This is a genomic window from Kitasatospora sp. NPDC094028, from assembly GCF_049543595.1.
Taxonomy (GTDB): Bacteria; Actinomycetota; Actinomycetes; order Streptomycetales; family Streptomycetaceae; genus Kitasatospora.
Genome location: NZ_JBMVFA010000002.1, coordinates 306,428 through 319,898, shown reverse-complemented (window position 1 = coordinate 319,898; position 13,471 = coordinate 306,428). Strand labels below are relative to the sequence as shown.

Sequence of the window (13,471 nt, the reverse complement as noted above, 5' to 3'; positions counted from 1 at the left end):
TCAGTCCTCCCACTGCAGCCGGGCGACCGCGTCCAGGATCCGGTCCACCCCGGGCAGGTGGTGGTGCTCCAGCATCGGCGGCGGATACGGGATGTCGAAGCCGGTGACCCGCAGCACGGGCGCGGCCAGGTGGTGGAAGCAGCGCTCGGTGACCCGGGCGGCGATCTCCGCGCCGGTGCCGCCGAAGCCGCTGGCCTCGTGCACGACCACGGCCCGGCCGAGCGAGCGCACCACCCGGGTGACGGTCTCGTCGTCGAACGGGACGAGAGTGCGCAGGTCCAGCACCGCGAGGTCCCAGCCCTCGGCCTTCGCCGCCTCGGCCGCCTCCAGGCAGACCGGCAGCGAGGGCCCGTAGGTGATGAGCACCGCCGAGGTGCCGGTGCGCCGCAGCACGGCCCGGCCGATCGGCTCGACCGGCGCCGCCGGGTCGAAGTCGGCCTTGCCCCAGTAGAGCCGCTTGGGCTCCAGGAAGATCACCGGGTCGTCGGAGGCGATCGAGGCGCGCAGCAGCCCGTACGCGTCGGCGACCGTGCCGGGGGTGACCACGTGCAGGCCGGGGGTGCTGGTGTAGTACGCCTCGGAGGCGTCGCTGTGGTGCTCGACGCCGCCGATGCCGCCGCCGTACGGGACGCGGACGGTGATCGGCAGCGGGAGCTTTCCGGCCGTCCGGTTGCGCATCTTGGCGACGTGCGAGAACAGCTGCTCCAGCGCCGGGTAGGCGAAGGCGTCGAACTGCATCTCGACGACCGGGCGCAGCCCGTACATCGCCATGCCGATCGCGGTGCCGAGGATGCCGGCCTCGGCGAGCGGGGTGTCCAGGCAGCGGTCCGGGCCGAACTCGGCGGTCAGCCCGTCGGTGATCCGGAAGACGCCGCCGAGCGCGCCGACGTCCTCGCCGAGCACGTGCACCGCCGGGTCCTCGCGCATGGCGTCCCGGAGCGCGGAGTTGAGCGCCTGCGCCATGGAGGCGGTACGGGAGGAGACTGCTGTGGACATCAGTGCTGCACCTCGGCCTCGGCGGCCAGCTCGGCGGACAACTGGGCTGCCTGCTCGCGCAGTTGGGGGGTCGGCTCGGCGTAGACGTGGGCGAACAGCGCCATCGGGTCGAGCTCCGGGTCGGCGTGGAACTCGGCCCGCATCCGGGCCGCCAGCGCCTCCGCCTCGTCCGCCGCGAGCTGCACCAGCTCGTCGTCGAGGATGCCGAGTCCGCGGAGCGCCTTCTCCATCTGCAGGATCGGGTCGTGCTCCTGCCAGGCGGCCACCTCGGGCTCGGTGCGGTAGCGGGTGGCGTCGTCGGCGTTGGTGTGCGCCTCGACCCGGTAGGTCAGCGCCTCGACCAGGGTGGGGCCGCCGCCGGTGCGGGCCCGCTCGACGGCCTCGGAGAGCACGGAGTGCACGGCCGGCGCGTCGTTGCCGTCCACCAGCCGGCCCGGCATGCCGTAGCCGACCGCCTTGTGCGCCAGGGTGGGTGCGGCGGACTGCGCGGTGAGCGGGACGGAGATCGCGTAGCCGTTGTTCTGCACCAGGAAGACCACCGGGGCCCGCAGCACGGCGGCGAAGTTCAGCGCCTCGTGGAAGTCGCCCTCGCTGGTGCCGCCGTCGCCGAGCATGGCCAGCGCGACCACCTGGTCGCCGCCCAGCCGGGCGGCGTGCGCCAGGCCGACCGCGTGCGGGGCCTGGGTGGCGAGCGGGGTGCAGAGCGGGGCGGTGCGGGTGGCGCGCGGGTCGTAGCCGGTGTGGGCGTTGCCGCGCAGCAGGGTCAGCGCCTCCAGCGGGTCGACGCCCCGGGAGACCACCGCGAGGGTGTCGCGGTAACTGGGGAACAGCCAGTCCTGCTCACCGAGCACCAGCGCGGCGGCGACCTGGCAGGCCTCCTGCCCGGTGGAGGCCGGGTAGACGGCGAGGCGGCCCTGCTTGGTCAGGGTGGTGGCCTGCTGGTTGTAGCGGCGGCCGACCACCAGGCGGCGGTACAGCTCGCGGAGCAGGGCCGGGTCGTGCTTCTCCAGCGCGGGGGTGCCGAGCACGCGGACGGGGGAGTCGTCCGGGAGGAAGGGGGCCGGGTCGGTGCGCGGGGCGGTCGCCCCGGGCAGCCAGCCGGGCACGCCCGTCTGGTGTCTGTGGTCGAGAACGGTCATCTCGGGCACCTCCATGGGTGGCGGGGGCTCCCTACCGATTGTTCGGTCGTCTGTTCATCTTGACCAGAAGCGTGACAAGGTGGTGGACATTCGGCCTGAGCGGCGGTCGACTGGTGGCAGTACGTCCAAACGGTGAGGGTGGGGGGTCATGTCGGCTGAACAGATGTCCAGACTCGATCGGGTCGACCGGTCGATCCTGCGGCTGCTGCAGCAGGACGGTCGCGCCTCCATCCGCTCGGTGGCCGAGCGGGTGCACGTGTCCCGGGCGAACGCCTACGCCCGGATCTCCAGGATGGTCGAGGACGGCGTCATCCGCGGCTTCACCGCCAGGGTGGACCACGAACGGGCCGGTCAGGGCGCGTCCGCCTACATCACCCTGAAGATCGTCCAGAACTCCTGGCGGACGGTGCGCGAACAGCTGCTGGCGCTGCCCGGGGTGGCGCACATCGCCCTGGTCGGCGGCGACTTCGACGTCCTGCTGCTGGTGCACACCGCCGACAACCACGCGCTGCGGGAGCTTGTGCTCAACCGCATCCAGTCCATCCCCCAGGTGCTCGGCACACGAACCATGCTGGTGTTCGAGGAGACCGACCAGGTGCCCCCGGACTAGGCGTGTCCTGCGGGTCAGCGCGCCCGCAGTCCGTCGAAGGCCAGGTGCACCACCGCGTCCGGCACGCCGTCCGTCGCCTTCAGGCCCGGCCGGTACCACTCCACGATCGAGTTGATCATCCCGAACAGCAGCCGGGTGGCCAGCCGCGGTTCCACGTCCGAGCGCAGCGCCCCGTCCGCGACGGCCGCCCGCACCAGCGCGGCCACCTGGTGGTCGAACTCCCGCCGCCGCTCCAGCGCCCACAGCTCGGCGGCCGTGTTGCCGCGCACCCGCAGCAGCAGCGTCACGTACGGCAGCTCCGCCAGCAGCACCTCGGCGGTGCGCCGCACCACGTGCTCCAGCCGCTCCACCGCCGGGCCCTCGACCGCGCCCGGCTCGGCCAGGATCGCGAACAGACCGTCCAGCGCCCGCCCGACCGCCAGCCGCAGCAGTTCCTCCTTGCCGCGCACGTGGTGGTAGATCGACGACTTCGAGATGCCGGCCGCCCGGGACAGGTCCTCCATCGAGGTGCCGTCGTAACCGCGCTCGTTGAACACGTCGACGGTCACCGCGAGCAGTGACTCCACGGTGTAGGCGGTGCGCGTGGTGTGATCGGCCATCCTCCGAGTATCCCCGCCCACCCCGACCACGACGCGATCGGGTCGGGCCCCGTGCGCACCGCACGCCCTAGAATCGCCGGACGATCGTCCACGTCCAGGGAGCTGGAGCCACGGCTGATGAACGCAATACCGGCAGTCGCCTCCGACGTGCCCGAGCAACGGGAGGAGCCGGACGGCGTCTCCGGCGGCTGGCAGGCGCACGCCCGAGCACTGGTGATCCGGTTCGGCCCGGCCGTGTGGTGCTACACGCTGCTCAAGCTGGTCGGCTTCACCGTCTTCATGAAGCTGCTCTCCTTCTCCGGCGAGTACGCCAGGAAGCCGGCCCGCTTCGGCGGCGGCGCCAACCCCTGGGACGTGCTGGCCAGCTGGGACGGCTGGTGGTACCAGCAGGTCGCGCAGTTCGGGTACCACCCGGCGCTGGTCCCGATCCCGGGTGCCACCGGCGGGTTCGTGATCGACCAGAACTCGGCGGCCTTCTTCCCGCTCTACCCGGGCCTGATGCGGATGACCTCGGAGGTCACCGGCCTCGGCCTGTACGGCGCCGGGATGCTGGTGTCGGTGGTGGCCTCGCTGTTCGCCGCGGCCGGGATCTTCGCCGTGGTGGAGAAGCTGTCCGGGGACTACCGGGCGGGCGTGATCGCGGCCGGGATCTGGGCGATCGCGCCGGGCTCGGGCGCCGAGTGGGCGGTCTACTCGGACTCCACCTTCGTCGCGCTGGCCGCCTGGGCCTGCTACCTCACGATGACCAGGAAGTGGATCGCCGCCGGGGCGGTCACCCTGGTCGCCGGGCTGAACCGGCCGACCGCCGCGGCGCTGATCGGCGCGGTGGGCCTGGCCGCGCTGGTGGAGCTGTGGCGGCGGGAGAGCGGCGTGCTGCGCCCGCTGGCGGCGATGCTGATGGCCCCGCTCGGGCTGCTCGGCTACGTCGCCTGGGTGGGCTGGCGGACGGGCGAGTGGGGCGGCTACTTCCGGCTGCAGCACGATGCCTGGCTGCACTACTTCGACTGGGGCGAGGGCACCTGGCACGCGATCCGCGGCGTGCTGCTGGGCCGCAACGACTACCCGTTCGCGTTCCAGGTGCCGGACCTGCTGGCCACCCTGATCGTGTTCACCCTGCCGATGCTGATCGTGCTGCTGATCCGGCTGCGCCCGCCGCTGGTGCTGGTCGCCTACACGCTGGCGACGATCGTCTCGGTGCTGGGCAGCCTCGGCATCTTCGGCAACGTCTCGCGCTACCTGCTGCCGGCCTTCCCGCTGTTCGTCCCGCTCGCGATCGGGATGCGCAAGCTGAGCTGGCCGGTGCTGGCGACGGTGCTGGGCACCGGCGCGATCGCCTCCGGCTGGTACGCCGGCTACGTGATCTTCGAGCTCGGCGTGCCGTAGACCGGGCCCGTGAACCCTTCGCAGACCCACCACCGGGGGCGCGTCCAGCACGGACGCGCCCCCGTGTGCTTCCCGGGCCGGGCCGGCCGGACCGGGACCGCGGACCGGATCTCCACACCCCCTTTCGCCGACCGATCGTTCGGTTACTCTGTGAGGTGTCCCGTCCTCCCCTCTGAGGAGCGCACAGATGTCCGCAGCGGTCACCCACCCCCTCGTCGCCGAGCTGGTCGAACGCCACCAGGCCACCCTGGACGCCGCGCTCGACGCGGCCGCCAAGCGCGACTACTGGTCCCCGTACCCCGAGTTCCCGAAGGCCTACGGCGAGAGCGGCCCGGCCGACGGCAAGGCCGCCTTCGACGCCGTGCTCGGCAAGCCCTTCGCGCTGGCGGGCCACCCCACCGACGGCGACCAGGTCGGCGGCGAGACCTCCCCGTACGGCATCGAGCTGGGCATCACCTACCCGCACGCCGGGCCGGACGAGCTGATCGCCGCGATGCGCGCCGCGCAGCCCGGCTGGGCCGCCGCCTCCCCGCTGGAGCGCGCCGCCGTCTGCCTGGAGATCCTGCACCGGATCAACGCCCGCTCCCACGAGTTCGCCCAGGCCGTCATGCACACCACCGGCCAGGCCTACGGGATGGCCTTCCAGGCCGGCGGCCCGCACGCCCAGGACCGCGGGCTGGAGGCCGTCACCTACGCGTACGCCGAGCAGACCCGGCTGCCGAAGCGGGCCGACTGGACGAAGCCGCAGGGCAAGCGCGACCCGCTGGTGCTGAGCAAGGAGTTCACCGTCGTCCCGCGCGGCCTCGCGCTGCTGATCGGCTGCAACACCTTCCCGACCTGGAACGGCTTCCCCGGCCTGTTCGCCTCGCTGGCCACCGGCAACCCGGTGCTGGTCAAGCCGCACCCGCGGGCCGTCCTGCCGCTGGCGCTGACCGTCGCGATCGCCCGCGAGGTGCTCACCGAGGCCGGCTTCGACCCCAACCTGGTCTGCCTGGCCGCCGAGCACGAGGGCGGCACCGTCGCCGCGACCCTCGCCGTCCGGCCCGAGATCAAGATGATCGACTACACCGGCTCCACCTCCTTCGGCGACTGGCTGGAGGAGCACGCCCGGCAGGCCCAGGTCTACACCGAGAAGGCCGGCGTCAACGCGGTGGTGATCGACTCCACCGACGACTACAAGGGCATGCTCGGCAACCTGGCCTTCGCGCTCTCCCTCTACAGCGGCCAGATGTGCACCACCCCGCAGAACCTGCTGATCCCGCGCGGCGGCATCGCCACCGAGCAGGGCGACAAGTCCTTCGACGAGGTCGTCGCCGACCTCGGCGCGGCCATCACGGGCCTGCTCTCCGACGACGCCCGCGCCGCCGCCGTCCTCGGCGCCGTGGTCAACCCCGGCGTGCTGCAGCGCTCGGCCGCCGCGGCGAGCGGCGAGTACGGCGAACTCGCGCTCGCCCCGCGCGCGGTGACCTCGCCGGAGTTCCCCGGCGCGACCGTCCGCACCCCCGCGCTGGTCAAGCTCGACGCCGACAAGCCGGACGACCGCGCGGTCTTCCGCACCGAGTGCTTCGGCCCGGTGACCTTCGCGATCGCCGTCGAATCCACCCCCGCCGCCGTCGAGTTGCTGCGCACCACGGTCCGCGACAAGGGCGCCATGACGGCCACCGGCTACACCACCTCGCCCGAGGTGGAGGCCCTGCTGGTCGAGGCCGCGCTGGACGCGGGCGTCTCGCTCTCGCTCAACCTCACCGGCGGCGTCTACCCCAACCAGACCGCCGCCTTCTCCGACCTGCACGGCACCGGCGCCAACCCGGCCGCCAACGCGGCCTACTGCGACGGCGCGTTCGTCGCCAACCGGTTCCGCACGGTGCAGATCCGCCGTCCCAACTGAGCGGCACCCCGAGCGCGGGCCCCGGCGGTCACACCGACCGCCGGGGCCCCGGTGGTTCACACCCCCGACCGCGCCCGCGATGATGGAGGCTGGGAGAACGCCGCGCGGGGCGGCGTCCAACCGCCCTCAGAACCACGGGAGCTGACAGATGGCCGAGAAGTCGACGATCGAAACCGACGTCCTGATCGTCGGCGCCGGGCCGGCCGGCCTGCTGCTGGCCGGCGACCTCGCCGCCGCCGGGGTCGGCGTCACCCTCCTGGAGAAGCGCGCCACCGAGTCCAACCTCACCCGGGCCTTCGCCGTGCACGCCCGCAGCCTGGAGCTGCTGGACGCCCGCGGCCTCGCCGAGGACCTCATCGCCACCGGCCGCCCGCTCTCCGGGCTCAAGATGTTCGACCGCTTCGAGGTCGAGCTCGGCCAGCTGCCGACCCGCTTCCCCTTCGTCCTGATCACCCCGCAGTACAACGTCGAACGGCTGCTGCACGAGCGCGCCGAGAAAGCCGGCGCGACGATCCTGCGCGGCGTCGAGGTCACCGGCCTGCGCCAGGACGCGGACGGCGTCACCCTGGAGACGGCCGGCGGCACCGCGTACCGCGCCCGGTACGCGGTCGGCACCGACGGCGTCCACTCCACCGTCCGCGACCTGCTCGGCATCCCGTTCCCCGGCGAGTCGGTGGTCGACTCCGTGCTGCTCGCCGACGTCCGGGTGGAGCGCGAGCCCGAGGACACCATCACCGTGGGCGCCAACGAGGCCGGCTTCGCCTTCCTCGCCCCCTTCGGCGACGGCTGGTACCGGGCCATCGCCTGGGACCGCCACCACAAGGTGCCGGACGGCGCCGCCCCCTCGCTGGAGCAGGTCTGCGCCATCGTCGAGGCCGCCCTCGGCGAGGACTTCGGCCTGCACGACGCCCGCTGGACGTCCACCTTCCACAGCGACGAGCGCCAGGTGCCCAACTACCGCTCCGGCCGGGTCTTCCTCGCCGGCGACGCCGCGCACTGCCACTCCCCGGCCGGCGGCCAGGGCATGAACACCGGCCTCCAGGACGCCGCCAACCTCTCCTGGAAGCTCGCCGCCGTCCTCGGGGGCCGGGCCACCGACGCGCTGCTCGACACCTACCAGACCGAGCGGCACCCGGTCGGGCGGATGGTGCTGCGCAGCTCCGGCGCGCTGATCCGGCTCGCCCTCGCCGAATCCGTGCCCACCCGCGCCCTGCGCGGCGCGCTCGGCGCGATCAGCAGCCACCTCGACCCGGTCGCCGAGCGCGGCGCCCGGATGGTCTCCGGCATCGGCATCTCCTACCCGGCGCCCAAGGACAGCCACCCGCAGACCGGCAAGCGCGTCCCCGACCTGCGGCTGACCGCGCTGAGCCGCCCCGCCGAGGACGCCCCGACCGCCCCCGACCGGCTCTACGAGGCGCTGCGCGCCGGGAAGTTCGTCCTGGTCAGCAACGACGAACTGGCCGCCACCGCGCCCTGGGCGGACCGCCTGGTGTTCGCCGCGCCGGCCGACCCGCACGGCAAGCTGCGCGACACCGTCCTGCTGATCCGCCCGGACGGCTACGTCGCCTGGGCCTCCGTCGACCCGGGCCAGAACGAGCTCCGCACCGCGCTCGGCAGCTGGCTCGGCGCCCCCGGCGGCGCCTGACGGTCCGTTCCCGACCCGCACCCCGTCCGCACCTTCCGCACCCTCCGCGCCCGACCGGGCACGGAGGGTGCGTACGCGATGAAGGGAACCGACCGACCGGATCCGGTCGTCGGTTAACCCCGCGCCTTCTCGTAGTGCCGCGCGGCCTTCGCCCGATTCCCGCAGACCGCCATCCGGCACCAGCGCCGCCGCCCGTTCTGCGAGGCGTCGAAGAAATGCAGAATGCACGCCTCGTGGGCGCACTGCTTCACCCGGTTCGCGCCCTGCCCGAGCAGCGCGAGGAAGTCGTCCGCCGCCAGCCAGGGCGCCAGCCACTGCGGCCCGTCGACCTCGACCAGTTCCACGGCCCCGCCCGGCCCGGCCGTCCGCCGGATCCGCCCGTGCGCCAGCACCGCGTCCAGCCCGGCCCGCGCCGCCGATCCCAACTCGCCCTGCTCGCGGGCTTCCTGGGCAGCACCGTCGATCGCCTCGCGGGCCTGCCGGATCGCCGCCAGCCCGGCCTCGTCGGCCGTGCAGCGCTCCCCCAGCCCGGCCGAGGACAGCCAGATGCCGTACCCTTCGACGCCGACCAGCAGGTCGTTGACGGGCGTGCCGGACCAGCGGGTGTTCAGCAGGTCGAGCGCGAGCGGCTCGCCGATCAGCGGCCGGGGATCCCTCGGGTCCGGCGTCACGTCAGTCATCCTTCTCCCTCGGTTCGAGCCGATTCTACGTCCGCGCCCCCGCCGGTGAATTGGTATGGACCGAGCCGAGAATTCCAGCCATTCACTGTATGAACGACCGGCATTTCCCGGCATCCACACTTGACTGTTTTTTAGCAACGAATTGCTTGATCATGGGTCTTCTCGCACACCGGTTCTGACATGTTCTAGCCAGCGTTCACGACCCCGGAACGCCTGGTCCCTTGCCGGCCCCCACAGCCGGCCGGAGGAGGAGATCCGTTGCGCCCCCGTTCTCTCGCCCTCGCCGCGGCGATAGCCGTCCTGCCGCTGACCGCCGTCTCGCTCGGCGTCTCCACCGCGCAGGCTGCGCCCGCTCCCCGCGTCGCCCTCACGAACACCGTGAACCCCGCGGTGGCCCACTCCGAAAAGAAGGGTGACGTCCCGGCCGAGCAGCAGATCTCGGTCGCCGTCAGCCTCAAGCTGCGCAACACCGAGGCCCTGGACCACTTCCTCACCGCGGTCACCACGCCCGGCTCGCCGCAGTTCGGCAAGTACCTGACGCCGGAGCAGTTCACCGCGCAGTTCGGCCCGACCCAGCAGGACGTCGCCCAGGTCAAGGCCTACCTGGCCGCCCAGGGCCTGACCGTCACCGAGGTCAGCGCCAACCGCCAGGTCGTCAGCGCCCACGGCACCACCGCCCAGGTCTCGCAGGCCTTCGGCACCCACGAGAGCGCCTACGTGGACCCGCAGCTGCAGCGCACCTTCTTCGCCAACGACGACGCCGCCTCGATCCCGGCCGAGCTCGCCTCCGTGATCCAGGGCGTCAGCGGCCTGGACAACCACGCGGTGCGCAAGAACCGCATCGCCAAGCCGAACGCCGTCACCCCGAACGCCGCCACCGCCAGCCCGAGCGGCATGAGCCCGGCCCAGTACACCGGCGCCTACAACCTGAACAAGACCGGCGTGGACGGCACCGGCGTGACCGTCGCCCTCTGGGAGTTCGACGGCTACCAGTCCTCGAACCTGACCACCTACGACTCGCAGTTCGGCCTGACCGGCCCGGCCGTCACCACCGTCTCGGTCGACGGCGCCAGCTACGACTCCGCCCCCGGCCAGGGCCAGGGCGAGGTCGAGCTGGACAGCGAGATCGTCCGCGGCGCGGCGCCCAAGGCCACCCAGCTGGTCTACGAGGCCCCGAACAGCGACCAGGGCGAGATCGACATGGCCAACAAGATCGTGGCCGACAACAAGGCCTCGGTCATCTCGATCTCCTGGGGCTCCTGCGAGCCGGACACCACCGCCGCCTCGATGACGGCCGTGGACAACGCCTTCAAGCAGGCCGCCGCCCAGGGCATCTCGATCTTCTCCGCCTCCGGCGACGACGGCTCCCGCGACTGCACCCGCTCCACCAGCGGCTCGACCGTCAAGGCCGTCGACTTCCCGGCGTCCAGCCCGCACCAGACCGGTGTCGGCGGCACCAACCTCAAGGTGACCAGCGGCAACGGCTACTCCTCGGAGAGCGCCTGGAGCACCGCCGGCGGCGGCGTCTCCACCGTGTTCAGCAAGCCGAGCTGGCAGACCGGCACCGGCGTGAGCGGCACCATGCGCACCGTCCCGGACGTCTCCTCCAACGCCGACCCGGCGAGCGGCTTCTCGATCTACACGGCCGGTGGCTGGCAGGTCTACGGCGGGACCAGCGCGGCCGCGCCGCTGTGGTCCGGCTACGCCGCCCAGTTCAACCAGAAGGCCAAGACCGCCGGGCAGCCGGTCCTCGGCGAGGCGAGCCCGCGCCTGTACTCGGTCGCCAACAGCACCAGCTACGGCAGCGCCTTCCACGACGTGACCACCGGCGCCAACCAGGACTTCTCCGCGAAGGCCGGCTACGACCAGGTCACCGGCTGGGGCTCCCCGGCCGCCGACGCCCTGAACACCGCCCTGCTCGGCGGCGGCACCCCGACCCCGCCGCCCACCGGCGGCTGCACCGCCGCCCAGCTGATCGGCAACGGCGGCTTCGAGACCGGCACCGCCTCCCCGTGGACGTCGAGCTCCGGCGTGATCGACAACAGCTCCTCCCAGCCGGCCCACTCGGGCAGCTGGAAGGCCTGGCTGAACGGCTACGGCACCACCCACACCGACACCCTGTCGCAGACCGTCACGGTCCCGACCGGCTGCGCCTCGGCCACCCTGACCTTCTGGCTGCACATCGACACCGCGGAGACCGGCAGCACCGCGTACGACAAGCTGACCCTGCAGGGCAACAGCACCACGCTGAAGACCTGGTCCAACGTGAACGCGGCCGCCGGCTACGTCCAGCAGACCGTGGACCTGACCTCCTTCGCGGGCCAGACCGTCACCCTGAAGTTCACCGGCACCGAGGACGGCTCGAACCAGACCAGCTTCGTGATCGACGACGTCGCGCTGAACGTCAAGTGACCACGGGCCGGTAGCGCCGGCCGCAGCACCATCCGAGACCCCCGCCGGGGCGGAGCCACAAGGCCCGCCCCGGCGGTGTCCGTTCCGCTCCGGGCCGGTCGGGTTCCCCTCGTGTTTCCGGACTGTTTCAAGATCGCTAACTGTGCGGTTCACCTGTCGTGACCACTGTCATACGCACGACTGATGACGTAGCCTCTCAGCCGTGCATAGGGTTCCCCAAAGCTCGGTGAAGCCGCTGGCGGCGCGCCCCGGCGTCGGTCCGGTCCCACCGAACTCACAGGGTGGGGAGGGTCACCGCATGGCCGCACAGCAGCCTCAGGATTCCGCGAGACTCCGGCTGGTCGGTTCGCACCCGGAGCGCCCCGGTCCGTCCGCGACCGCCCAGGCGGCGGCCCCGGCGGCCGACCGGACACCCGCCCCGGCGCCCGCGCCGGCACCCGTCCCGGCGCCGTCCCCCGGGCGGCCCGCGCCGGCCGGCGGCTTCGCGGACACCCTGCACCTGGCCATCGAGGCCAGCGGCCTCAGCCTGGACCGGATCCGCGCCGCCCTCGCCCAACGCGGCGTCAGGGTCAGTGTCACCACGCTGAGTTACTGGCGGCGCGGCCGCAGCCAGCCCGAACGGGCCAGCTCGCTGCGCGCCGTCCACCTGCTGGAGGAGCTGCTCGGCCTGCCGCACAGCGCGCTCTCCGCGCTGCTCGGCCCGCCGCGCCCGCGCGGCCGCTGGGCCGCCGCCGCCAACACCTGCCACCTCGGGCTGGAGGACGTCTGGCCGGGGGAGCAGGAGCTCGCCTCGATCTTCGCCGAGCTGGACGCCCCGCCGGCCGGCGAGCTGGAGCGCCTGAGCATCCACGACTCGTACTACGTGGACGCCGAGCGGCGCGGCAACCTGCTGCGGATGCGCCAGGTGGTGCGCGCCACGGTCGGCGGCGTCGGCCGCTGCCTGGTCGTGCACAAGGCCGACGAGGAGGCCACCGGCTGCCCGGAGGTCACCTCCGTCCGGCACGGCCGGCTCGGCCGGGTCCGCCGCCGCCCGGAGGCGGGGCTCACCGTCGCCGAGCTGATGCTGGACCGCCCGCTCGGCCTCGGCGACAGCACGGTCTTCGAGTACGAGGTGGAGATCCCGCCCGGCGGCCCGACCATGGAGTACAGCCGCCGCTTCGCCACCCCGGTGCGCGAGTACGTGCTGCAGGTGCACTTCGACCCGGCGTCCGTCCCCGCGCACTGCGAGCGGTACGACCGCGAGCCGGGCGCCGACGTCGACCACCGCCGCGAGCAGCTGTGGATCGGCGCCTCGGCGAGCGCCCACGTGCTGGCCCCGGACCAGCAGCCGGGCCACATCGGCATCCGCTGGGAGTGGTCCTAGCCTCCCGCCCCTCCCGCTCCCCACCGTCAGCCCCGCCGGGCCCTCGCTCGGCGGGGCTTCCTGCTGTCCGGGTCCGGCCACCATCTAACCCCTTCAGGCCAGAATACCGGTTGACGCCTCATCACCTAACCTTTACTGTCATTCATACCGGTTAGGCAGTCGCCGCCGGAGCCACCGCCTCCAGGAGTGATCAGGCATGTCCGCCACCGTCACCGAACTCCGCACCCTCAAGACCGGCCACGTCGGCCTGAACGTCACCGACCTGGCCCGCTCGATCGACTTCTACCGCGCCGTGTTCGGCCTCGACATCGCCCACGAGGGCACCGAGGCCGACCGCCGCTTCGCCCTCCTCGGCCGCGACGGCCGGCTGGTCGTCACGCTCTGGCAGCAGAGCGAGGGCACCTTCTCCACCGCCACCCCCGGCCTGCACCACCTCTCCTTCGAGGTCGAGAGCCTCGACGAGGTCCGCACCGCCGAGGCCCTGCTGCGCGAACTGGGCGCCGAGTTCGCCTACGACGGCGTCGTCCCGCACGGCGAGGGCTCCGCCTCCGGCGGCATCTTCTTCACCGACCCGGACGGCATCCGGCTGGAGATCTACACCCGCGCCGGCGTGGCGGAGACGGGCGCCGCCGCCCCCACCGCCGACGCCCCGACCTGCGGCTTCTTCTAGACCGACGACCGAGGCCGACCAAGACCGACCGAGCCCGAGCAAGACCGGCCAAGACCGGCCTCGACCGACATCCGGTGAGCCACGGG

General features: G+C 72.8%; 11 protein-coding genes. 7 read left to right on the top strand and 4 right to left on the bottom strand.

Annotated elements, in window-relative coordinates:
• Both ACPC54_RS04450 and pdhA read right to left on the bottom strand, forming a co-directional pair.
• A complete protein-coding gene (locus ACPC54_RS04450) occupies positions 1–996 on the bottom strand; it encodes an alpha-ketoacid dehydrogenase subunit beta (RefSeq protein ID WP_498961065.1) in 996 nt (331 codons plus the stop codon).
• Positions 996–2,135, bottom strand: a complete 1,140-nt coding sequence (gene pdhA, locus ACPC54_RS04445; protein ID WP_498961063.1) for a pyruvate dehydrogenase (acetyl-transferring) E1 component subunit alpha — start codon at positions 2,133–2,135, stop codon at positions 996–998. Before pdhA ends, ACPC54_RS04450 begins: the two co-directional genes overlap by 1 nt.
• A 163-nt stretch (positions 2,136–2,298) precedes the next feature.
• On the opposite strand from pdhA, the gene ACPC54_RS04440 reads away from it, so the two are divergent.
• Entirely contained in the window at positions 2,299–2,745 is a 447-nt protein-coding gene (locus tag ACPC54_RS04440) for an Lrp/AsnC family transcriptional regulator (RefSeq protein ID WP_355362418.1), read from the top strand.
• A 14-nt stretch (positions 2,746–2,759) separates the two neighbouring features.
• Here the strand turns inward: ACPC54_RS04440 and ACPC54_RS04435 are convergent, their stop codons facing one another.
• Positions 2,760–3,344 (bottom strand): TetR/AcrR family transcriptional regulator, encoded by a 585-nt coding sequence (locus ACPC54_RS04435; RefSeq protein WP_498961061.1) that lies wholly within the window; start codon positions 3,342–3,344, stop codon positions 2,760–2,762.
• Positions 3,345–3,461: 117 nt separating this feature from the next.
• Here ACPC54_RS04435 and ACPC54_RS04430 point away from each other — a divergent pair, with 117 nt between their 5' ends.
• From ACPC54_RS04430 to ACPC54_RS04420, 3 genes are all read left to right on the top strand, one after another.
• Positions 3,462–4,727 (top strand): putative hexosyltransferase, encoded by a 1,266-nt coding sequence (locus tag ACPC54_RS04430; protein ID WP_498961059.1) that lies wholly within the window; start codon positions 3,462–3,464, stop codon positions 4,725–4,727.
• Between the two features lie 187 nt (positions 4,728–4,914).
• Entirely contained in the window at positions 4,915–6,615 is a 1,701-nt protein-coding gene (gene paaN / locus ACPC54_RS04425) for a phenylacetic acid degradation protein PaaN (RefSeq protein ID WP_498961057.1), read from the top strand.
• A 148-nt stretch (positions 6,616–6,763) separates the two neighbouring features.
• Positions 6,764–8,260 carry an FAD-dependent monooxygenase gene (locus ACPC54_RS04420; RefSeq protein WP_498961055.1) on the top strand — a complete coding sequence of 499 codons (1,497 nt, stop codon included), beginning with the start codon at positions 6,764–6,766 and terminating at the stop codon, positions 8,258–8,260.
• Positions 8,261–8,373: 113 nt separating this feature from the next.
• Here the strand turns inward: ACPC54_RS04420 and ACPC54_RS04415 are convergent, their stop codons facing one another.
• A complete protein-coding gene (locus ACPC54_RS04415) occupies positions 8,374–8,940 on the bottom strand; it encodes a CGNR zinc finger domain-containing protein (RefSeq protein WP_498961053.1) in 567 nt (188 codons plus the stop codon).
• Between the two features lie 258 nt (positions 8,941–9,198).
• Here ACPC54_RS04415 and ACPC54_RS04410 point away from each other — a divergent pair, with 258 nt between their 5' ends.
• From ACPC54_RS04410 to ACPC54_RS04400, 3 genes are all read left to right on the top strand, one after another.
• Positions 9,199–11,352: a S53 family peptidase gene (locus tag ACPC54_RS04410; protein ID WP_498961051.1), complete on the top strand. Its 2,154-nt coding sequence runs from the start codon at positions 9,199–9,201 to the stop codon at positions 11,350–11,352.
• Positions 11,353–11,650: 298 nt separating this feature from the next.
• Positions 11,651–12,715, top strand: coding sequence for a hypothetical protein (locus ACPC54_RS04405; RefSeq protein ID WP_498961049.1), 1,065 nt, complete (start codon positions 11,651–11,653; stop codon positions 12,713–12,715).
• A gap of 196 nt (positions 12,716–12,911) precedes the next feature.
• Positions 12,912–13,385: a VOC family protein gene (locus ACPC54_RS04400; RefSeq protein ID WP_498961047.1), complete on the top strand. Its 474-nt coding sequence runs from the start codon at positions 12,912–12,914 to the stop codon at positions 13,383–13,385.
• Positions 13,386–13,471: the final 86 nt, after the last annotated feature.